This window comes from Streptomyces sp. NPDC046465 (assembly GCF_040646035.1).
GTDB lineage: Bacteria > Actinomycetota > Actinomycetes > Streptomycetales > Streptomycetaceae > Streptomyces.
Genome location: NZ_JBEYZK010000023.1, coordinates 21,881 through 42,302 on the forward strand (window position 1 = coordinate 21,881; position 20,422 = coordinate 42,302).

At 71.5% G+C, this 20,422-nt stretch carries 16 protein-coding genes; 6 read left to right on the forward strand and 10 right to left on the reverse strand.

The window, feature by feature from the left end; translation table 11 throughout:
- Positions 1 to 178 precede the first annotated feature (178 nt).
- Both ABZ953_RS30790 and ABZ953_RS30795 read right to left on the reverse strand, forming a co-directional pair.
- Positions 179 to 4,864 (reverse strand): ATP-dependent helicase, encoded by a 4,686-nt coding sequence (locus tag ABZ953_RS30790; RefSeq protein ID WP_361730608.1) that lies wholly within the window; start codon positions 4,862 to 4,864, stop codon positions 179 to 181.
- Between the two features lie 430 nt (positions 4,865 to 5,294).
- Positions 5,295 to 6,260, reverse strand: a complete 966-nt coding sequence (locus ABZ953_RS30795) for a hypothetical protein (protein WP_361730611.1) — start codon at positions 6,258 to 6,260, stop codon at positions 5,295 to 5,297.
- 79 nt (positions 6,261 to 6,339) lie between these two features.
- Between ABZ953_RS30795 and ABZ953_RS30800 the strand changes: the two genes are divergently transcribed.
- On the forward strand, positions 6,340 to 6,534 hold the full coding sequence (locus tag ABZ953_RS30800; protein ID WP_361730614.1) for a DUF3046 domain-containing protein: 195 nt from the start codon (positions 6,340 to 6,342) through the stop codon (positions 6,532 to 6,534).
- Between the two features lie 116 nt (positions 6,535 to 6,650).
- On the forward strand, positions 6,651 to 7,928 hold the full coding sequence (locus tag ABZ953_RS30805; RefSeq protein ID WP_361730617.1) for an AI-2E family transporter: 1,278 nt from the start codon (positions 6,651 to 6,653) through the stop codon (positions 7,926 to 7,928).
- A 14-nt stretch (positions 7,929 to 7,942) separates the two neighbouring features.
- Here the strand turns inward: ABZ953_RS30805 and ABZ953_RS30810 are convergent, their stop codons facing one another.
- The gene (locus ABZ953_RS30810; protein WP_361730620.1) at positions 7,943 to 8,734 is read right to left on the reverse strand and encodes a hypothetical protein; all 792 of its coding nucleotides are present in this window, start codon (positions 8,732 to 8,734) and stop codon (positions 7,943 to 7,945) included.
- A 305-nt stretch (positions 8,735 to 9,039) separates the two neighbouring features.
- Between ABZ953_RS30810 and recA the strand changes: the two genes are divergently transcribed.
- The 4 genes from recA to ABZ953_RS30830 all read left to right on the forward strand — a co-directional run bounded on the left by recA (position 9,040) and on the right by ABZ953_RS30830 (position 14,450).
- Positions 9,040 to 10,164, forward strand: a complete 1,125-nt coding sequence (recA, locus tag ABZ953_RS30815) for a recombinase RecA (protein WP_361730623.1) — start codon at positions 9,040 to 9,042, stop codon at positions 10,162 to 10,164.
- Between the two features lie 3 nt (positions 10,165 to 10,167).
- The gene (recX, locus tag ABZ953_RS30820) at positions 10,168 to 10,953 is read left to right on the forward strand and encodes a recombination regulator RecX (RefSeq protein ID WP_361730626.1); all 786 of its coding nucleotides are present in this window, start codon (positions 10,168 to 10,170) and stop codon (positions 10,951 to 10,953) included.
- A 144-nt stretch (positions 10,954 to 11,097) separates the two neighbouring features.
- Positions 11,098 to 11,892 carry a helix-turn-helix domain-containing protein gene (locus ABZ953_RS30825; protein WP_361730629.1) on the forward strand — a complete coding sequence of 265 codons (795 nt, stop codon included), beginning with the start codon at positions 11,098 to 11,100 and terminating at the stop codon, positions 11,890 to 11,892.
- Positions 11,889 to 14,450, forward strand: coding sequence for an FtsX-like permease family protein (locus tag ABZ953_RS30830; protein ID WP_361730632.1), 2,562 nt, complete (start codon positions 11,889 to 11,891; stop codon positions 14,448 to 14,450). The genes ABZ953_RS30825 and ABZ953_RS30830 overlap by 4 nt, the downstream gene beginning before the upstream one ends.
- Positions 14,451 to 14,519: 69 nt before the next feature.
- Here the strand turns inward: ABZ953_RS30830 and ABZ953_RS30835 are convergent, their stop codons facing one another.
- The 7 genes from ABZ953_RS30835 to ABZ953_RS30865 form a co-directional block, all read right to left on the reverse strand.
- Positions 14,520 to 14,945: a rhodanese-like domain-containing protein gene (locus tag ABZ953_RS30835; protein ID WP_361730633.1), complete on the reverse strand. Its 426-nt coding sequence runs from the start codon at positions 14,943 to 14,945 to the stop codon at positions 14,520 to 14,522.
- Positions 14,942 to 15,481, reverse strand: coding sequence for a cysteine dioxygenase (locus ABZ953_RS30840; RefSeq protein WP_361730636.1), 540 nt, complete (start codon positions 15,479 to 15,481; stop codon positions 14,942 to 14,944). Before ABZ953_RS30840 ends, ABZ953_RS30835 begins: the two co-directional genes overlap by 4 nt.
- A 79-nt stretch (positions 15,482 to 15,560) precedes the next feature.
- Entirely contained in the window at positions 15,561 to 15,647 is an 87-nt protein-coding gene (locus tag ABZ953_RS30845) for a putative leader peptide (RefSeq protein WP_361730811.1), read from the reverse strand.
- Positions 15,648 to 15,827: 180 nt separating this feature from the next.
- Positions 15,828 to 17,477, reverse strand: a complete 1,650-nt coding sequence (locus ABZ953_RS30850; RefSeq protein WP_361730639.1) for an FAD-dependent monooxygenase — start codon at positions 17,475 to 17,477, stop codon at positions 15,828 to 15,830.
- Positions 17,478 to 17,747: 270 nt separating this feature from the next.
- Positions 17,748 to 18,710 carry an amino acid ABC transporter permease gene (locus ABZ953_RS30855; RefSeq protein ID WP_361730642.1) on the reverse strand — a complete coding sequence of 321 codons (963 nt, stop codon included), beginning with the start codon at positions 18,708 to 18,710 and terminating at the stop codon, positions 17,748 to 17,750.
- Positions 18,707 to 19,354 carry an amino acid ABC transporter permease gene (locus ABZ953_RS30860; RefSeq protein WP_361730813.1) on the reverse strand — a complete coding sequence of 216 codons (648 nt, stop codon included), beginning with the start codon at positions 19,352 to 19,354 and terminating at the stop codon, positions 18,707 to 18,709. Before ABZ953_RS30860 ends, ABZ953_RS30855 begins: the two co-directional genes overlap by 4 nt.
- Positions 19,355 to 19,475: 121 nt before the next feature.
- Complete coding sequence (locus ABZ953_RS30865; protein ID WP_361730644.1) at positions 19,476 to 20,396, reverse strand: glutamate ABC transporter substrate-binding protein; 921 nt, start codon at positions 20,394 to 20,396, stop codon at positions 19,476 to 19,478.
- Positions 20,397 to 20,422 lie beyond the last annotated feature (26 nt).

Sequence of the window (20,422 nt, forward strand, 5' to 3'; positions counted from 1 at the left end):
GGTGGATGGGGTGCGGTGGGGTGGCTTGCCGTTTGTGTGCGTGTGGGGCGATGTCGCAGGTCGGCGAGGGTGGGCCGGGTGCGGGTGCGGGTGCGGGTGCGGGTGCGGGTGCCGGTGGCGGGTGGAGTGTGCGTGGGCGGGGTGACCGCCCGCGCTGGAGGTACGTCGCCGGGGGGCGTCACGCGCGCAGGCGCAGGCCGCGCGGGGTGGCGAGGAAACCGGCTCCTTCCAGGAGGGAGGAGAAGGGGGAGGTCAGGGCTGCGGTGCCGTTGACCCGCTCCACCGTGACCGTGCCGAGGGAGCCTGCTCGGGCTGCCCCGGCCAGGGCCTCGGCGGCGGCGTGCAGTCTCGGGTCGTCGGCGATGGGGTCCTCCGGAGAGGCGGGCCAGGCCAGGAGGGTCTTGCCGCCGCGTTCCATGTAGAGCGTCAGTTCGCCGTCGACCAAGACGACGAGGGAGCCCGCCTTGCGGCCCGGCTTGTGCGTCGTGTCGTTCGGCGGCTCGGGCCAGGGCAGAGCCGCCCCGTACGCGTTGGCGGGGTCGGCGGCGGCGAGGACGACGGCGGCCTGGGCGTCGGAGGGGCGCGCACCCTCCGTACGCTCGCGGGCGTTCGCGGTGGCGCGCAGCCGGTCCACCGCGCCGTCCATCGCGAACTGGGCGGCGCCAAGACCCTCGACCACATAGCCACGGCGTGCCTGGCCGCTGTCCTCGAAGGCCGACAGGACGCGGTACGTCGCCGAGAAGCCCCCCTCGACTCCCTCGGCCGCCACGGCGCCGCGGGTCACCACGCCGTGCCGGTCCAGGAGGGTGCGGGCCAGGGCGTGGGCGCGCAGGGTCGGGTCGGGCTCGCGGTCGGGGAGCAGCGACCAGCGGCCCGCGACGGTCGGGGGCCCGGTGCGGGACGCGGTGCGGGCGGCCGCGGTCAGGGTGCCGTACCGCCCGCGCGGCATGTTGCGTTTGGCGCGGTGGGCCGTGGCTCCGGCGGTGCGGCCCGAGCCGAGCAGTGAGCGCATCGGGGAGAGCGTGTCGTTGGTCAGCCGTCCGGACCAGGCCAGTTCCCAGATGGCGTCGGCCAGTTGTGGGTCCAGGGCCTCGGGGTGGGTGGTGGCGCGAACCTGGTCGGCGATCTGGCGGAAGAAGAGTCCGTACCCTCCGGAGAGAGTGTCCAGGACGGACTCGTGCAGGGCGGTCAGCTCCAGCGGGTGCGCGGGGGGCAGGAGCAGGGGCGCGGCATCGGCCAGGTAGAGGGAGACCCAGCCGTCCTTGCCCGGCAGGGATCCGGCGCCGGCCCAGAGCACCTCGCCGGCCGCGGTCAGTTCGTCGAGCATGGCCGGGTTGTAGCCCGCGACGCGCGACGGCAGGACGAGCTTCTCGAGCGCGGAGGCGGGGACGGTGGCGCCCTGCAACTGCTCGACGGCGCGCACCAGGCCGTCGACGCCGCGCAGGCCGTGTCCGCTCAAGTGCTGCCACTGGGGCAGGAACTGGGCGAGAGCGGCCGGGGGCACTGGTTCCAGTTCGTGCCGCAGGGCCGCGAGCGAGCGGCGTCGCAGGCGGCGCAGAACCGCGGCGTCGCACCACTCCTGGCCGATGCCCGCCGGATGGAACTCTCCCTGCACCACGCGGCCGTTCGCCGCGAGGCGCTGCAGCGCGCCCTCGGTGACCGCCGCTCCGAGGCCGAAGCGTGCGGCGGCCGTGGCCGACGTGAACGGGCCGTGGGTGCGCGCGAAACGGGCCAGCAGGTCACCGAGCGGGTCCTTGACCGGCTCCATGAACGCCTCGGGGACGCCTACCGGCAGGGCGGTGCCGAGGGCGTCGCGCAGGCGGCCCGCGTCCTCGATGGCCACCCAGTGCTCCGCGCCCGCGATGCGGACCCGGATCACCCGGCGGGCGGCCGCGAGCTCCTCGGCCCACTCCGGCTCGGCCCCGCGCTCCGCCAACTCGGCAGGGGTGAGCGGGCCGAGGAGCCGCAGCAGGTCGGCGATGCCTTCGGCGTCCTTGACGCGGCGGTCCTCCGTACGCCACTGGAGCTCCTGCTCCAGTTCCGCCAGGACGTCCGCGTCGAGCAGTTCACGCAGCTCCGCCTGGCCGAGGAGCTCGGCAAGGAGCCGGGAGTCCAGGGAGAGGGCTGCCGCGCGCCGCTCGGCGAGGGGGGAGTCGCCCTCGTACAGGAACTGGGCCACGTACCCGAACAGGAGTGAGCGGGCGAAGGGGGAGGGCTCTTGGGTGGTGACCTCGACGAGGCGGACGCGGCGGGACTCGATGTCGCCCATCAGCTCGGTGAGCCCCGGCACGTCGAAGACGTCCTGGAGGCACTCCCTGACCGCTTCCAGGACGATCGGGAAGGAGCCGAACTCGCTGGCTACCTGGAGCAGTTGGGAGGCGCGCTGCCGCTGTTGCCACAGGGGCGTGCGCTTGCCGGGGCTGCGGCGAGGCAGCAGCAGCGCGCGGGCGGCGCACTCGCGGAACCGTGAGGCGAACAGCGCGGAGCCGCCGACCTCGTCGGTGACGATCTGGTTGACCTCGGCCTTCTCGAAGGTGACGTCACCGGCGCCCACCGGCGCCTTCTCGGCGTCGTACTCCACGGGGGGAGCGGTGGGCTCCTGGTCGAGCAGGTCCAGGCCCATCAGGTCGGCGTCGGGCAGTCGCAGCACGAGGCCGTCGTCCGCGTGCATGACCTGCGCGTCCATGCCGTACCGCTCGGTGAGGCGGGCGCCGAGAGCGAGGGCCCACGGAGCGTGCACCTGGGCTCCGAAGGGGGAGTGCACCACGACCCGCCAGTCGCCCAGCTCGTCGCGGAACCGCTCGACGACGATCGTCCGGTCGTCCGGGATGTGCCCGCAGGCCTCGCGCTGTTCGGTGAGGTACGCCAGGACGTTGTCGGCCGCCCAGGAGTCGAGCCCCGTGGCGAGCAGGCGTCCGCGCGCATCCTCCGGCGAGAGCGCTCCGACCTCCCGGAGGAACGCACCCAGAGCGCGGCCCAGTTCGAGCGGGCGGCCCAGCTGGTCGCCTTTCCAGAAGGGCAGGCGCCCAGGGACGCCGGGGGCGGGGGAGACGAGGACGCGGTCGCGCGTGATGTCCTCGATGCGCCAGGAGCTCGTGCCCAGCGTGAAGACGTCGCCCACCCGGGACTCGTACACCATCTCCTCGTCGAGCTCACCGACGCGGCCGCCGCCCTTCTTGGGGTCGGCTCCCGCGAGGAAGACTCCGAAGAGGCCGCGGTCGGGAATCGTGCCTCCCGAAGTGACCGCGAGGCGCTGCGCGCCCGGGCGCCCGGTGACCGTGCCCGCGACGCGGTCCCACACCACGCGGGGGCGCAACTCCGCGAAGGAGTCGGAGGGATATCGGCCCGCGAGCATGTCCAGGACGGCCGTGAACGCCGACTCCGGGAGGGAGGCGAAGGAGGCCGCCCGCCGGACCACCGTCAGGAGGTCGTCGACCTGCCAGGTGTCGAGTGCGACCATCGCCACCAGCTGCTGGGCCAGTACGTCCAGAGGGTTGGCCGGGACGCGCAGGGACTCGATTTCGCCGGTCCGCATCCGCTCCGTGACGACCGCGGCCTGGACCAGGTCTCCCCGGTACTTGGGGAACACGACCCCCGTGGAGACAGCGCCCACTTGGTGGCCCGCACGGCCCACGCGCTGCAGTCCGGAGGCCACGGACGGCGGCGACTCGACCTGGATGACCAGGTCGACCGCGCCCATGTCGATGCCGAGCTCCAGGCTGGACGTGGCGACGACGGCCGGCAGCCTGCCCGCCTTGAGGTCCTCCTCGACCTGGGCGCGCTGCTCCTTGGAGACCGAGCCGTGGTGGGCGCGGGCCAGGACCGGCGGAGCACCCTTGGCGGCGCCCGACTCGGCCATCAGCTCCGCGGGGGAGTGGTCCTCGGGGAGCGCCTCGCCGGTCGCTCTCTCGTACGCGATCTCGTTGAGGCGATTGCACAGGCGCTCGGCCAGCCGGCGGGAGTTGGCGAACACGATCGTCGAGCGGTGCGCCTGGACGAGGTCGGTGATGCGCTCCTCGACGTGCGGCCAGATCGACGGGCGCTCCGCCTCGGCCCCCGGCCCGTCGGCGGATTCACTGACCGGGGAGCCGCCAAGCTCCCCGAGGTCCTCCACCGGAACGACCACGGAGAGGTCGAACTCCTTGCCGGAGGGCGGCTGGACGATCTCGACCTTGCGCTTGGGGGAGAGATAGCGGGCCACCTCGTCCACCGGGCGCACCGTCGCCGACAGGCCGATGCGGCGGGCGGGCTTCGGCAGCAGCTCGTCGAGCCGCTCCAGGGAGAGGGCGAGATGAGCGCCGCGCTTGGTGCCCGCCACCGCGTGCACCTCGTCGAGGATCACCGTCTCGATGCCGGTGAGCGCCTCGCGCGTCGCGGAGGTGAGCATCAGGAACAGCGATTCGGGTGTGGTGATCAGGATGTCCGGCGGCCGGGTCGACAGGGCCCGGCGCTCGGCGGGCGGGGTGTCGCCCGAGCGGATGCCGACCCGCACCTCCGGCTCGGGCCGGCCAAGGCGCACCGACTCCTGGCGGATGCCGGTCAGAGGGCTGCGCAAATTGCGCTCCACGTCGACCGCGAGGGCCTTCAGGGGCGACACGTACAGCACCCTGCAGCGCTTCTTCGGGTCGGCGGGCGGCGGTGCCGAGGCCAGCTGGTCGAGCGCCGCGAGGAAGGCGGCCAGGGTCTTTCCGGAGCCGGTGGGGGCGACGACCAGCACGTCGGAGCCCTCGGAAATGGCCTGCCACGCGCCGGCCTGGGCGGAGGTGGGCGCGGAGAAGGCCCCCGAGAACCAGCTGCGGGTCGCGGGGGAGAAACCGTCTAGAGCGCTGCGGGCGCCGTGGGCACTGGACGCGGAGCTGACCATGCCCCCATCGTGCACCCCGCCACTGACAACGGCGCCGACCTGCGCGTTCGGGGTTTCGCGCCAGTCGTGAAGCGAGGTCGGGGCGGGTGGGCGCGTACTGGCCTCGGCCGAGAGTGTGACGCACTCAGTGGATGAGAGGCCCTGGCCCCGCCGGGACTGCACCGCATGGACGACGTCCTGCTAGAGCACCACCTTTTCGCGCCGAAATGAGAGCAGCCACCGCATCGCCGCACTCCTCGCCCCGGTGGCCGACCGCCCCGAACTCATCGAGTCGCTCCGCCACCCACCTGGCCCGGCAGCAGAAGCGCAGGGCGACCGCCGCGGCCCTGAGGCTGCACCCCCGGCATCGACCTGGCAACGCCCCGAGGCACGGCCAGGCACGGCCCTTGCCATCGCTGCTCCGCTCCTGCGGGGCGCCGGGGACGGGCCGTCAACCGATGGGCCGCCCGTACGCCCGTAGCGTGCGCAGCGCCTCGATGGTGACGATCGGGCGCGACTCCAGGGCCGTGCCCGGCGCCCACTGCCGCCAGCGCACGGGCCAGCCGCCGTCCTCCTGCTGTTCCCCGGCAAGGAAGTCGAGGGACCGTTCCATCTCCGCGTCGGTGAACCACGAGCGCGCGAGGGACTCCGGGGCTTTCGCGAAGTCGTGCGGGAAGTGGTGCTCCCCCGGCGCGTAGCCGGGTGACACCGGATAGGCGTCCAGGTTCTCCGGGTCCAGCGCCGCGATGCGCTGCTCGCGCACGAGGCGCCCGAGGCGGTCGGCGGCGGCCTGCGCGCGGCGGCGGTCGGGAGCGCCGTCCAGAAAGGCGACGGCCGCCTGGACCTCGTACGGATGGGACTTCTCCAGCGACTCGACGGCCGCCCAGCAGAAGTCCGTCGCCCGGAAGAGCCAGGCGTGCCACACCTCGTTGCGGTGCAGCAGGCCCACTACGGGGCCGGTGGCGAGCAACTCGCTGGGCGGGTTGTCCACGATCGGCACGAACGGCGCCGAGGGGTAGCCGCGCTGGCTGGGATGGATCGCCGGAAGGGCCCCCTCGGGGGTCGACACGGAGGTCAGATACCGGCATACGTGCTCCACGCGCTGTCCGCCGCAGCGGTGGATCGAGTCCAGCACGCGCAGCGCGTGCCCGGCGTGCAGCGGCTGGCTGACGGGGCCGCGCAGATCGGGTTCGAGCGCGTAGCCGTAGCCGCCGTCCCCGGTGGCGTACGAGGTCAGGGCGGCCTCGACGGCGCCCGCGGCCGGGTCGCCGCCCGCGCCGTCGAGGAAGTGGTACGCGAACCGTCGCTGCTCGAGGACGCGTGCGGTGAGCCAGACGAAGTGCTCGGCGCGGGACACCGGGGAGGGGGGCGCGTCGGGGGAGGGCACTGGGTCGGGGGATGCTCCGGTTTCGGCCATGCTCCGACCGTAGGGCGGAAAGCGTTGTCGGTGAGCCCCCTCTGCCCGGCTGCACTCTCAGGGGCGTGATACTGGAGGCATGCGGTTGACGGTCTTCTGGCAGCGGATGGCGGCTCACTTCGGTGCGGGGTACGCCGACTCCTTCGCGCGCGATCACGTGATGGCGGAGCTGGGCGGCCGCACGGTCCACGGGGCGCTGGACGCGGGCTGGGAGGCCAAGGAAGTCTGGCGCGCGGTGTGCACGGCGATGGACGTACCGGCCGAAAAGCGCTGACTACGGACGGCTTGTCGTCGCCGGAGCCCCTCCGGGGAGGCGCCACGCGCGTGTACGTCCGTCCCAAGATGTGAGGGTGGCGACCGATTGTCGGTGGCGTGGGCGAGACTGGCCCCGTGGCACCGACAGACGAGACCGCGCAGGTCACCCAGAACACCGCTCCACTCGGCACGACGCCGCCCGCACAGCCCCCCGAGGGGGCCGAGGCAGGGCTCGGCGCCCGCATGCCGCGCTGGCTGCCGCGCGCCATGGTGCTCGCCCTCGCGCTCGTCGCCTGTTTCCAGCTGGGCAGTTGGGCGTTCCACCAGCTGACCGGGCTGCTGATCAACATCCTGATCGCGTTCTTCCTGGCGCTCGCGGTCGAACCGGCGGTGAGCTGGATGGCCGCGCGGGGGCTCCGCAGGGGCTTCGCGACCTTCCTGGTATTCCTGAGCGTCGTGATCGCCAGCGCGGGGTTCATCACGCTGATGGGGTCCATGCTCGCGGGCCAGATCGTGGACATGGTCGAGGACTTCCCGGACTACCTCGACAAGGTCATCAGCTGGATCAACCAGACCTTCCACACGGACCTCTCCCGCGTCGAGGTCCAGGACAGCCTGGTCCACTCCGACTGGCTGCAGAAGTACGTGCAGAACAGCGCCAGTGGCGTCCTGGACGTCTCCGCACAGGTCCTCGGCGGTCTGTTCCAGCTCCTGACGATCCTGCTGTTCTCGTTCTACTTCGCGGCCGACGGGCCGCGGCTGCGGCGCGCGCTGTGCTCGGTGCTGCCGCCCGCCAAGCAGGCCGAGGTGCTGCGGGCCTGGGAGATCGCGGTCGACAAGACCGGCGGCTACCTCTACTCGCGCGGCCTGATGGCGCTGATCTCCGGAATCGCGCACTACATCCTGTTGCAGGTGCTTGGCGTCCCCTACGCGCCCGTGCTCGCCGTGTGGGTGGGTCTCGTGTCCCAGTTCATCCCCACCATCGGCACGTACCTGGCGGGCGCCCTGCCGATGCTGATCGCCTTCACGGTCGACCCCTGGTACGCGCTCTGGGTGCTGGTCTTCGTAGTCGTCTACCAGCAGTTCGAGAACTACGTGCTGCAGCCCAAGCTCACCGCCAAGAGCGTGGACATCCACCCCGCGGTCGCCTTCGGTTCGGTCATCGCGGGCACGGCGCTTCTCGGCGCGGTCGGGGCGCTCATCGCCATCCCCGCCGTCGCGACGCTGCAGGCCTTCCTCGGGGCGTACGTGAAGAGGTACGACGTCACGGACGATCCCCGGGTGCACGGGCGCAGACGCTCGTCCGGTGCGCCCCTCCTCGCGCGCATGCGGCGCGCGTTGCGGGGGCCGAACAGGCCGGAAGCACCGCCGACCTCCGGCGATGCCAGCCCGAAGCAGGACGGGCGTCAGTAGAAGCAGGACGGGCGTCAGTAGGAGAGGGCGCCCCACACTCCGGAGCCGAGCACGGCCACCACGTAGGCACCGACCGCCGCGCTCACCATGCGCCGCTGTGAGCGTTCGCTCCAGGAGGTGCGGGACAGCAGCCAGGCGAGGGCCGGCAGGACGAGAACGGCGTGCAGGCTCACCCCGTGCAGCGTCTTGAGCGGTGCCGTGGAGGCGTAGGCGTCTTCCTGGTGGCCGGTCCGGGTGAGGTACACGCCGCGAGCGATCATCGCGGCGCCCGACACCAACGCCACGAGCAGGACGGCGAAGCCGGACCGCACCGCGAGCGGCATCCCCGCGGGGCCGCCCGGCCGCCGCCTGAACGAGACGACCGCGAACGCCGAGAGCAGGACGACGAGGACCCCGCCGCCCACGGCGAGGGCCATGGACACCGAGGAGTCGAACCCGGTCTCCATGTTGAGATGCGAGGGCACGCGGCGCCACGCCTGCAGCGTGATCCCGCCCACCTCCAGCACGCAGTCGGCGGCGAACACGACGAGCAGGGCCGCCCGGACACGGTGGCTCATCCGCAGCTGCGACGTCACCCAGGCGATCGCGATCAGTGTCACTCCGAAGGAGAGGCCGAACGTCACGGGCTTGCGCCAGGACACCGGGCCTTCCCAGGGACCGCCGTCGACCGCGAAGACCCCGAGGTGCACCAGGCCCGAAAGGACCAGTACGGCCCCGACTCCGTAGCAGAGGCGTTCGGCGGGGCGCACGGAGAGCCCACTCCGGGAGGGCCGGACCTGTCGCGGTGTCCCACTGTGGGTTTCCATGCGGACAAGCCTGGTCGGAGCCGGCTCTGAGGTCGTCCTCCGGCCGAAGGCACCGTCCGTACATCCGGGAGAGTAGCCCGCGGAGAGCCATGCTTGACAGCTAAATCGAACATCCATTCTCATGGGGTGTCCGGCGGCGATTTCCCGGGGATGTGGCAGAGGATTCCCGGGACGCTTCAGAGGATTTCGGCGAGGGTCGGCCTCGAGTTATCCACAGGCTGGACGGGCGTCGGGGCGGATTGTCAGTGGCAGGCGTTAGCGTCTTTGACGTGAAGCGATCGACTCAAGCAAATCGGGTGGAACCCATGGCAGGAACCGACCGCGAGAAGGCGCTGGACGCCGCGCTCGCACAGATTGAACGGCAATTCGGCAAGGGCGCAGTGATGCGCATGGGCGAGCGGCCGAACGACCCCATCGAGGTCATCCCCACCGGGTCGACCGCGCTCGACGTCGCGCTCGGCGTCGGCGGCATCCCGCGCGGCCGTGTGGTGGAGGTGTACGGACCGGAGTCCTCCGGTAAGACGACCCTCACGCTGCACGCCGTGGCCAACGCCCAGCGGGCGGGCGGCGCGGTCGCGTTCGTGGACGCGGAGCACGCCCTCGACCCCGAGTATGCGAAGAAGCTCGGCGTCGACATCGACAACCTCATCCTGTCCCAGCCGGACAACGGCGAGCAGGCTCTCGAGATCGTCGACATGCTGGTCCGCTCCGGCGCCCTCGACCTCATCGTCATCGACTCCGTCGCCGCCCTGGTGCCGCGTGCGGAGATCGAGGGCGAGATGGGTGACTCGCACGTGGGTCTCCAGGCCCGCCTAATGAGCCAGGCGCTCCGGAAGATCACCAGCGCGCTCAACCAGTCCAAGACCACCGCGATCTTCATCAACCAGCTCCGCGAGAAGATCGGCGTGATGTTCGGCTCGCCGGAGACCACGACCGGTGGCCGCGCGCTGAAGTTCTACGCCTCGGTGCGACTCGACATCCGCCGCATCGAGACCCTGAAGGACGGCACGGACGCGGTCGGCAACCGCACCCGCGTCAAGGTCGTCAAGAACAAGGTCGCGCCGCCCTTCAAGCAGGCCGAGTTCGACATCCTCTACGGGCACGGCATCAGCCGCGAGGGCGGTCTGATCGACATGGGCGTGGAGAACGGCTTCGTCCGCAAGGCCGGCGCCTGGTACACGTACGAGGGCGACCAGCTCGGCCAGGGCAAGGAGAACGCCCGCAACTTCCTGAAGGACAACCCCGACCTCGCCAACGAGATCGAGAGGAAGATCAAGGAGAAGCTGGGCGTCGGTGTGAAGCCCGAGGCCCCGGCCGCCGAGCCGGTCGCCGACGAGACGGTCGCGGCTCCGGCCGCCGACGACACCAAGACGGTGCCCGCCCCGGCGGCGAAGGTCACCAAGTCCAAGACCGCGGCGGCCAAGAGCTAGTCCGTGACACGACGAACCGACTGGGCGGACCACACCGCCCCCGAAAGCCGCACCGGCCCCGCCGGGCGGGGCCACGGGGACGGTGCGGATCAGGACGGCACAGGCCGGGACGGCAGCCGCGGCGACAGTTTCGACGAGGGCGGTGACGGCAGCGGGTTCGGGGAGGGCGGTCGTCAGGACGGTGACGGCCGCGGTCGAGGGCGTCGACGACGGCGTGGCGGCTTCGGCGACCAACAGGACAGTGGTTCCCCTTCCTCGTCGAGGGCCGAGAAGGGGGAGCCGCCGACGGGGGATCCGGCGGAGCGGGCGCGAGCGATCTGTCTGCGTCTGCTCACCGGCACCGCGCGTACGCGCAAGCAGCTCGCGGACGCGTTGCGCAAGCGGGAGATCCCCGACGACGTGGCGGAGGAAGTGCTCTCCCGCTTCGAAGAGGTCGGTCTGATCAACGACAGCGCCTTCGCGGACGCCTGGGTGGAGTCCCGGCACCACGGCCGGGGCCTGGCCCGTCGCGCGCTCGCGCGGGAGCTGCGCACCAAGGGCGTGGACTCCACGCTGATCGACGAAGCCGTGGGGCAGCTCGATCCGGAGAAGGAGGAGGAGACCGCGCGTGAGCTGGTGGCCCGCAAACTCCGCTCCACGCGCGGCCTCGACCGTGACAAGCGCCTGCGCCGCCTCGCGGGAATGCTCGCCCGTAAGGGATACGCGGAGGGCATGGCGCTCCGAGTGGTCCGGCAGGCCTTGGAGGAAGAGGGCGAGGACACCGAGGACTTGGGGTACGGAACGTTCTGAGCGGGCCGCTCCCACGGGGGTGGGGCGGCAGCCGGAGCGACCCACGCATCCCAACTGACGCTCCGCAGGGTGGGGTTGACCCCCCTGCGGAGACGCCGGACCACCGCAGTGCACAGAGGCCTGTGCACAGACGACTGTGTACGCATGGCACAGGAACCCGGCACGACCGGCCCGGTCCAGGCCGACGGCCGGACCGCCCCTCCCGCTGCCCCGACGTCGGCAGCCTCTTCTCCGGTTCCGGGCGGCACCCCGGCTGAGCCCGCCGGTGCGCCCTCAGCCGCTGCCGCGCCCCACGCTCCGAGCGAGGCGCCGCAAGAGCTGAGCGATCTCCGTGTGCTCAAGGCGCTCACGCAGCCCCGTCGGCAGCAGATGCTGCAGCACCTCGCCGTGCACGGTCCGGCCACCTCCGCGACACTCGCCAGGGCCCTCGGCCTCAACACGGGGGTGACCAGCTACCACCTGCGCGAACTCGCCCGCTACGGCTTCGTCGAGGAGACGCACGGCTCAGGACGCGTAGGCGCGGGGCGCGGTCGTTCGGAGAGCGGTGGTCCGGGTCACGGGCGTGAGCGCTGGTGGCGGGTCGTCCCGGGTGACCGGCGCTTTCTCCCGCGCAGTCGGCAGAGCCCCGAGACGCGGCTCGTCATGGACGAGCTCAATCACCTCTCGTACGCAACCGACCTGGAGTTGTTCGCGCAGCTGCAGATGCAGCGGCAGAGCGACAGTGAACTCGGCGGCTGGTACGACGCGTTCCCCTCCTCGCGCGGCACGATCCGGCTGACGCTCACCGAACTCACCGAGTTCTTCGAGGAGTACATCGCGCTCCTGAACCGCTACAAGCGCCCCGACGCCGACACCCCGGCCGACGCCCGCACCGTCCTCACGCGCTTCCTGGCCTTCCCCGCGCCCGCCGCCAACCGAGAAGAGACCGATCCCTCATGATGCTGCGCTACGCACTGCAAACGGTCAGGGACCGCAAAGGCGGGTTCCTGGGCGCCTTCCTCGCGCTGATGTGTGCCGCGGCCCTCATCACGGCCTGCGGAACCCTCCTGGAGACCGGACTGCGCGGCACGATCAAGACCGAGCGCTACGCGGCGGCTCCCGTGATCATCTCCGCGGACCAGAACGTGCACCGGACCACGGTCAAACACAAGAAGGGCAAGACCAAGGTCAAACACAAGGCGAAACCGATCGCCGAGAGGGCCTGGCTGCGGGCCGCCGACATCGAGGCGAGGTTGAAGAAGGACCCGGGCGCCCCGGGTATCGCCGCCATCGTTCCCGAACTCACCTTTCTCGCTGAGCCGTTGATGCCTGCTCCTGCCGCCGTTCGTGACGTGGACAGACCCTCGTACGGACATGCCTGGGACTCGGCTGCCCTCACCCCCTTCCGGCTCGTCGAAGGCCGGGCGCCACGCACGGCTCACGACCTCGTCATCGACCGTGACCTCGCCGACCGTGCGGGACTGAGGCCCGGCGACCGCCTCACCGTCCAGTCGACGCGGAGCCCGCGCGCCTACCGCATCACTGGCGTCGCCGCCCCCGAGGGCGGCGCGCTGGCCCACCAGACCTCGCTGTTCTTCTCCTCCGCCGAGGCCGAACGGCTCGCCGCACACCCCGGCGAAGTCACCGCCATCGGAGTCGTACCGGACGAGCGCACCGCGGTCGCGGACCTCAAGGAAACCGTCACGCGGGCCCTCGACGGTACGTCGGCGCAGGTCAGCTCGGGGGACGACCGCGGCCCAGTGGAGTTCCTCGACGCGGCGGGAGCGCGCGTCAAACTCGTCAGCATGGGAGCCGCCATGGGCGGCACGTCCCTCCTCGTCTCCGTCCTCGTGGTGGTCGGCACCTTCGCCCTCTCCGTCCAGCAGCGCCACCGGGAACTCGCCCTGCTGCGCGCCGTCGCCGCGACCCCGAAGCAGATCCGCAGGCTCCTCGGCCGCGAAGCACTCATCGTCGGCGCCGCCGCGGGGATGGTCGGGGCGCTCGCCGGAATCCCGCTCGGCGGCTGGCTGCACGGCCGGTTCGTGGACGTCGGAGCCGTTCCCTCTACGCTGGAACGCGTCGTCAGCGTCTTCCCGCCCCTCGTCGCCGTGGGCGCCACCCTGCTCGGCGCCTGGGCCGCAGCCCGCGTCGCCGGACGCAGAATCGTCAGGATCCGCCCGGCGCAGGCACTCGCCGAGGCACGGGTCGAGCAGCGTCGACCTGCCTGGGGCCGCATCGTCGCGGGCCTGGTGCTGCTCGCCGGTGGCGCTGTTCTGGTCGCCGTACTGAGCGTGCTGCGCACCGAGGCGGCGTCGACTCCCGTGACCTTCCTGTCCGTTGTGGTCTTCGCCTGCGCCATCGCGCTCCTGGGGCCGATCGTGGTCCGGGCGGCGGCGGTGCTCCTGCGGGGCCCGCTCCGGCTGACCGGACCCGGCGGCAGGCTCGCCCACGCCAACCTGCGCGGCAACGCGGCCCGGATGGCCGCCGTCGTCACTCCGCTCGCCCTCCTCACCGGCATGACCTGCACCGTTCTTTTCGTCCAGCCCACCCTCGACGATGCCGCCCGCACGCAGACCCGCCAGGGCACCAGCGCGGACTGGGTGCTTGCCGCGCAAGGGCCGGGCGTCCCCGCGGAGGCGGCACAGAAGCTGCGTACGACCGACGGTGTCGAGGCGGTCACCGAGGTCGTCCGTACGACGGTGCGCGTCGGACTCGACAAGTACCCGGCGCAAGGCGTCACGCCGCAGGGCCTCACCCGGACCTGGGACCCGGACGTCACCGCCGGATCACTCAGGGAATTCGACGAGGACAGCGTCGTCGTCAGCGAACTCGCCGCGGACCGGCTCGGCCTGCAGCCGGGCAGCACGCTGAAGTTCACCCTGGGAGACGGGACGAAGACCGAACTCACCGTCCGCGCCGTGTACGCACGCGGGCTCGGGTTCGGCGATCTGACCATGGCACACGGTCTGGTCGCCCGCCACGTCGACAACCCGCTCGCTGCCACGGTCCTCGTCAAGAGCGACCGTACGAGAGAACAACTCGCGGCAGGCGTCCATAAGTTCCCGGCCGTACGGGTGCTCACCCCGGCCGGGGCCGACGGCCTCCAGGCCGAGCTGCGGCAGACCAATGCCGAGGTCAACCACCTGGCGATGGGACTCGTGCTGGCCTTCACCGCCATCGCCGTCGTCAACACCCTCGCGATGTCGGTCTCCGAACGCATACGAGAGTTCGCGATGCTGCGCCTCGTCGGCGCCACCCGCCGACAGGTCCTGCGGATGCTGCGTACCGAGGCGCTCTCCGTCCTGCTCATCGGCGTCACGCTCGGCAGCGGAGTGGCACTCGCCGTCCTGACGGCCTTCAGCTTCGGCATGACCGGCAGCGCGGCACCGACGGTCGTTCCGCTGGTGTACGTCTCCGTGGTCGCCGTGGCCGGGCTGCTCGCCCTGACCGCGACCGCGCTGCCGGGCCGCGCCGCCCTGAGGCCGCGCCCTGTCGCGGTGGCGACGGCCAAGGAGTAGGGACCAAGGCACGGAGTGCGGGGCGTGGAGGGGGGGCGCGCTCCGCACTCATGCCTCACGCGTGCGTGCTCACCTCTCGACGGCAACCACCGGCAACCCCGCCGACCGCCACGCCTGGAAGCCGCCGACGAGATCAGTGGCGTGGCGCAGCCCCAACTGCCGCAAGGAGACGGCCGCGAGGCTGGACGCGTACCCCTCGTTGCAGACCACGACGACACGCAGATCGTGTCCGGTGGCCTCCGGGGCGCGATGACTGCCCTGGGGGTCCAGGCGCCACTCCAGCTCGTTGCGTTCCACGACGAGCGCTCCGGGGATCAGCCCGTCGCGCTCGCGCAGCGCGGCATAGCGGATGTCGACCAGGAGACCACCCGCCCCGGCAACGTCATACGCCTCCTTCGGAGTGAGCCGGTCGAGGTGGAGACGCACGCGCTCCAGCAGCTCGTCGATGCCGACGGGGCGTTCGCCGGTCAGTTCCACGACACCTCGATCGCTCACTGCCAGTCCTCCGGGCGCTCCACGGACTCCAGACGGAGCACGTCGCCGGTCCGGCTGTACCGGCGGATCCGCGGCAGGGGAGGGTAGTAGGCGTGCACGGAGACGGCGTGCTCGGTCGGCGACTGGTTCAGCACCTCGTGCACGTGGTTCGTGCCGAAGGCGCGGCCCTCGCCGGTCGCCAGCTCCCGTTCGCGGTCGACGTCTTCGGAGAGTTCCAGGGTCTTCCACCCGTCGGTGGGCAGGCGCGCGGCGAGCGAGTTCTCCTTGAGGGTGCCCGCCGCGGTGAGGAAGGCGCCGACCGACTCGGCGTGGTCGTGCCAGCCGGTGCCGGTGCCGGGCGGCCAGCCGATCAGCCAGGCCTCGCTGCCGCCCGGGCCCTGCAGGCGCACCCAGGTGCGGCCCTCGGGGTCGAGCGGCAGGGAGGCGATGAGTTCGGTGTCGGCCGCGGTGCGGCGGACGAAGGCGAGAAGTTCGGCTGCGGTGGGCGCCGAGGAACGCGCGGATGCGGGCGCGGTGGAGGAAGGGGCAACAGACACAGGTACCGTCCTGGAGGTTCGCGGAAGCGCGCGCGAGACGGCCCGAAGCGGGGGCTCAGCGCGCGAGGGAAAGGCGAATTCAGCAGGACAGGTGACACACGCAGCCTGCGTAGCGGACGAGGTCCATGTGGACCCTCCGCCACAGGCGTACATCGGTGTCGGTCACGATCCGGAGTAGACCACGGGGGTGGGGGCCGGTCAACCCTGGCTCAGCATGCGGTCAACCAGGTCCGAAGCATGGGAGATCGAGGCCCGGGGCGCGGGTGAGCGACCCCCGGGGCGCGCGCGAACAGCACCCGGAGCGCGCGCGAGCCGGGCTCCGGGCGTGGGGCGACGTACGTCCCTTTCACGCCCGGGGCCGCGCGGCCCCCGCGGCGCTCTCCTCCTCGCCCGCCCGGTCCGGCCGCCCCGCTCCGGCCCCGCGACCCGTCGGCACGGCGCCGCCCAGCGCGGTCTCGGCCGCCGCGTACAGCTCGGCCGGGCGCACCCCGGAGAGTGCGGTGACCAGGTGGCCGTCGGGCCGTACGAGCAGCAGCGAGTGCGCGGCGGCCCCGGGGTAGCTCTCCGCGACGAGCAGCTCGGCGGGGTGCGGCAGGGCCGTGACGGCCGCGGCGAGCCGCGGCATGATCCCGGCCGTCACCCAGTGCCGCCGCTCCCACACCACGGTGCCCGGCGCGACGAGGACGACGATCAGCCGCCCGAGCCCCAGCCGGTCCCGCAGCTGGACGAACGACCCGTCGGGCGCTGTGACCACCACATCGGCGACCGGAGCACCGGGCTCCGTACCCACCACCGTGACGGACTCGGAGGGAGCGGGCGCCAGCGGCGACTCGGCGTACGAGGAGGGCGCGCCGAGCGTGCCGCGCCCCACATGGCCGTCCGTGAGGAGCGTGTCGTGGCCGCGCGCCGTACCGGGCACGTACGAGCGCAGCCCCTTGCCGCCGCGCAGCACGGGCAGCGACTGGTCGGCGGCGCGCAGCCGTGCGGCCACCCCGGCCCGCCGCTCGACCTGATAGCTGTCGAGCAGCGCTTCGCACGGGCCGTGGTGCCAGGCGAGCGCCAGCTTCCACGCGAGGTTGTCGGCGTCCCGCAGCCCCTCGTCGAGCCCCTGGGTGCCGAGTGCGCCGAGGAGATGCGCGGCGTCCCCGGCGAGGAAGGCGCGACCGACCCGCCACCGTCGGGCGAGCCGGTGGTGGACGGTGTGCACCCCCGTGTCGAGCAGCTCGTACGGCGGGGTGGAACCGCCGCACCAGCCCGCGAGGGTCTCCCGGATGCGCACGACGAGGGCGTCGGGCGTCACCAGCTCGCCGCGCGGCGGGAGCAGCCAGTCGAGCCGCCACACCCCGTCGGCGAGCGGGCGGCCCGTCACTTCGGCGCCTCCGCCGGGCCACGGAGGCATCCGATGCAACAACGCCCGACCCGGCCACGGAAGTTCCGTGCGCAGCGAGGCCACGGCGTGCCGCTCGACGGCGGTACGTCCCGGGAAGCGGACGTCGAGGAGTTTGCGCACCGTGGAACGGGCTCCGTCGCAGCCCACCAGATAACTTCCCCGCCACCATGTGGCCTTGGGCCCCCGCGTGTGGGCGGTGAGCCCGGTGGGGTCCTCCTCCAGGGAGTCGAGCTTGCTCTCCACCGCGACCTTGACGAGTCGTTCGTCGGCGATGGCCTCGCGCAGGGCACCGGTGAGCACGTGCTGCGGCAGATGCAGCGGAGCGGGGATCCCGCCGCCGAAGTCGAGCTCCTGCATCAGCTGTTTACGCCGTACGGAGCGCCAGCCGGCCCACCGGGCACCTGACTCCGAGTCACCGAAAGAGTGACCCGCGAGCCGCTCCACGAACGCCGCGGTGTCCTCCCGGAGGACGACGCTCCGCGCGGGCCGCTGCTCGTCCTTGCCGGGGCCCTCGTCGAGGACGACGGTGGGTACAGAGTGGCGGGCCAGGGCGAGGGCGAGGGCGAGCCCGACGGGCCCCGCGCCGACGACGATCACCGGGTCCACGGCGCACATCCTCCGGCCCGGCGGGCTCCGAGGGTCCGGGCTGCCCGGAAGCGCTGGACGTACGTACAGGAACTGGCAGTTGGAGCCCGGTGCACGATCACAGAATGTATGCAACCCATTGCTTGTGCTTGCGTCAAGCGACGGTGGCGCCGACGCGACCACCCCCGTCACCGCCATGTCCGATCGTCCCACCAATCGCCAAGAGGAGGCAGCGGCCCTGCGGCCACTGCCTCCTCTTGACTCCGTAGACCCGATTTCCGGGCCGACGCGCTACTGGTTCACCTTGGCAGGCGGCTCGTCAGGCCCGTCGTCGGCCGTTGCAGGACCGCCGAGCGGTTCGGACGGGTCGAGCACCCCGGGGGCCTCGGCCGGTTCGGCGGCCGCCGCCACCGCGATGCCCGTCTTGGCGCGACGCCCACGCTTCTCGACCCAGGTGGCGAGCGCGGAGAGCGCCATGCACATCGCCACGTAGATCGTGCCGACGACCATGATCACCGGAACGTAGATGTACTGCCCGTTGACGAGGGTGGTGTTGGCCAGCTGCCGGCCCGCGTACAGCAGCTCCGCGTACGTGATGATGTAGCCGAGCGAGGTGTCCTTCAGCGTGACCACCAGCTGGCTGATGATCGTGGGCAGCATGGACCTGATCGCCTGCGGCAGCAGCAGCATCGTCATGACCTGGGACTTGCGCAGCCCCAGTGCGTAAGCCGCCTCGACCTGGCCGCGCGGTACGGCGTTGAAGCCGGCCCGGAGCACCTCTGCCTGCACGGCGCCGTTGTAGATCGCCAGGCCGATGACCAGGGCCCAGAAACCGTTGTTCGTCCCGATGGCGCCGAGGTCGCCCTTGTAGGTGAGGAAGAGCACCCACAGGGCGTAGATCGTGATCAGCAGCGGGATGGCCCGGAACAGTTCGATGAACCCGGTGGCCAGCCAGCGGACCGCGCGGCGGTCCGAGGCGCGGGCGACCGCGAGGATCGCACCGAGCACCAGGGACAGCACGGCGGCGAGCGCGAAGACCTTCAGCGTGGTGACGATGCCGTCGCGGATGGTCGTGCGCACGTTGGAGTAGTTGAAGGTTTTCCAGACCTCGGACTCGAAGTGACCGCGGTCGGCGAGACGCATGATCACGAAGACGATGAGGCCGATGATGGCCGCCGTGCCGACGACGGAGTAGATGCGGTTGCGCACCCGGGCCTTGGGGCCCGGTGCGTCGTACAGGACGCTGGAGCTCATCGTGCGACCTCCAGGCTCCGCTCGAGCAGCCGGAACAGGCCACTGATGGTGAATGTGATCACGAGGTAGCCGAGCGCCACCCAGAGGAACAGCCAGGCGATGGCGAAGCCCTGGTCACTGAGGGTCTTCTGCCAGCCGAACAGCTCCGTGACGCTGAACGCGCCCGCGATGGCGGAGTTCTTCGTCAGCGCGATGAAGATGCTGCTCAGCGGCGGCAGTACGGTGCGCACCGCCTGGGGCAGGACGATCGTCCCCAGCGTCTGGAAGAAGGTCATGCCGAGCGAACGGGCGGCTTCCGCCTGGCCGAGGGGAACGGTGTTGATTCCTGACCTGACGGCCTCGCAGACGAACGACGAGGTGTAGACGCTGAGCACGATCAGCGCCTTGGTCCACGGATCGAAGCCGAAGTCGAAGACCTGCGGCACCGCGAACCAGATGGTGAGGAAGAGCAGCGTCAGCGGGGTGTTCCGGAACAGGGTGACCCAGGCGGTGCCGAAGAACCGCAGCGGCGGCACGGGCGACACCCGGAAGCCGGCGAGCACGACGCCAAGGAACAGCGCGAGCACGCCACTGGCCACGGTCAGCCAGACGGTGCCTATGAATCCCTCGCGGAATTCCGCCAGATGGTCGAGCAGTACATTCACGGGGATGTCCTCGTGGGCGGCAGTGGTCGGGCAGGGGAGCCGGTTTTCCGTAGACACCGCCTGGTGCCTACGGAGAGCCGGTCAGCTCACTGCCGGGGAGTGGTACGGGCGTTCGGCCGGGTCAGTAGCGCTCGAGCGCCGGCGGCTCGGTGAACTGGGAGCCCGACAGGCCGAGCGTCGCGTCGTACGCCTTCTTGTAGTCACCGTTCTTCTGGTGCGCCTCGACGGCGTCCGCGACCGCGTCGCGCAGCGCCTTGTCGCCCTTGCTCATGCCGATGCCGTACGGCTCCTTGGTGAACGGCTTGCCGACCACCCGCAGCGCCTTCGGCTGCTGCGCCGCGTAGCCCTTGAGGATGGCGTCGTCGGTGGTGACGGCGTCCACCTCCTTGTTGATGAGCTGCTGCACGCACTCGGAGTACTTGGCCAGCTCGACGGTCTTGGCGCCGTACTTCGGCTTCTTGATCTCCTGGAGCGGAGTGGAGCCGACGATCGAGCAGACCTTCTTGCCCTTCACGGAGTCCGGCCCGGTGATGCTCTTCTCGTCATGACGGACGAGAAGGTCGGCGCCGGCCATGAAGTACGGACCGGCGAAGCCGACCTGCTTCTTGCGCTCGTCGTTGATCGTGTACGTGCCTACGTAGAGGTCGACGTCGCCCTTGGAGATGGTGGTCTCACGGACGCCGGAGTCGATCGTCTTGAACTCGATCTGGTCGGGCTTGAAGCCCAGGTCGGCGGCGACCATCTTGGCGATCTCGATGTCGAAGCCGGAGCGCTTGCCGGCGCTGTCCTTGAAGCCCAGGTACGGCTGGTCGTCCTTGGCGCCGATGACGATCTTGCCGGCCTTCTGGGCCTCCTTCAGGACCGTCGAGTCGACCTTCACGTCCGACTTCACGGCGTACGTGGGCAGCTTGGGCGCGTTCTTCCCGCCGGCCGGGTCCTTCGGCTTGTCGCCGGCCGTACCCTCCTCGCCGCCGCACGCGGTGGCGGTCAGGGCGAGAGCGGCGACAACGGCGGCCGCGGCGGCGGACTTGCGGAGCTTCATGGTGAACATCCTCTGTTTCGACTGGT

Bases quoted from the DNA above. Each gene is read 5' to 3' on its own strand.
- ABZ953_RS30790 (WP_361730608.1), bottom strand. From the start codon at position 4,864: ATGGTCAGCTCCGCGTCCAGTGCCCACGGCGCCCGCAGCGCTCTAGAC.
- ABZ953_RS30865 (WP_361730644.1), bottom strand. From the start codon at position 20,396: ATGAAGCTCCGCAAGTCCGCCGCCGCGGCCGCCGTTGTCGCCGCTCTC.
- ABZ953_RS30855 (WP_361730642.1), bottom strand. From the start codon at position 18,710: ATGAGCTCCAGCGTCCTGTACGACGCACCGGGCCCCAAGGCCCGGGTG.
- ABZ953_RS30800 (WP_361730614.1), top strand. From the start codon at position 6,340: ATGCGGTTGACGGTCTTCTGGCAGCGGATGGCGGCTCACTTCGGTGCG.
- recA (WP_361730623.1), top strand. From the start codon at position 9,040: ATGGCAGGAACCGACCGCGAGAAGGCGCTGGACGCCGCGCTCGCACAG.
- ABZ953_RS30795 (WP_361730611.1), bottom strand. From the start codon at position 6,260: ATGGCCGAAACCGGAGCATCCCCCGACCCAGTGCCCTCCCCCGACGCG.
- ABZ953_RS30825 (WP_361730629.1), top strand. From the start codon at position 11,098: ATGGCACAGGAACCCGGCACGACCGGCCCGGTCCAGGCCGACGGCCGG.
- ABZ953_RS30830 (WP_361730632.1), top strand. From the start codon at position 11,889: ATGATGCTGCGCTACGCACTGCAAACGGTCAGGGACCGCAAAGGCGGG.
- ABZ953_RS30810 (WP_361730620.1), bottom strand. From the start codon at position 8,734: ATGGAAACCCACAGTGGGACACCGCGACAGGTCCGGCCCTCCCGGAGT.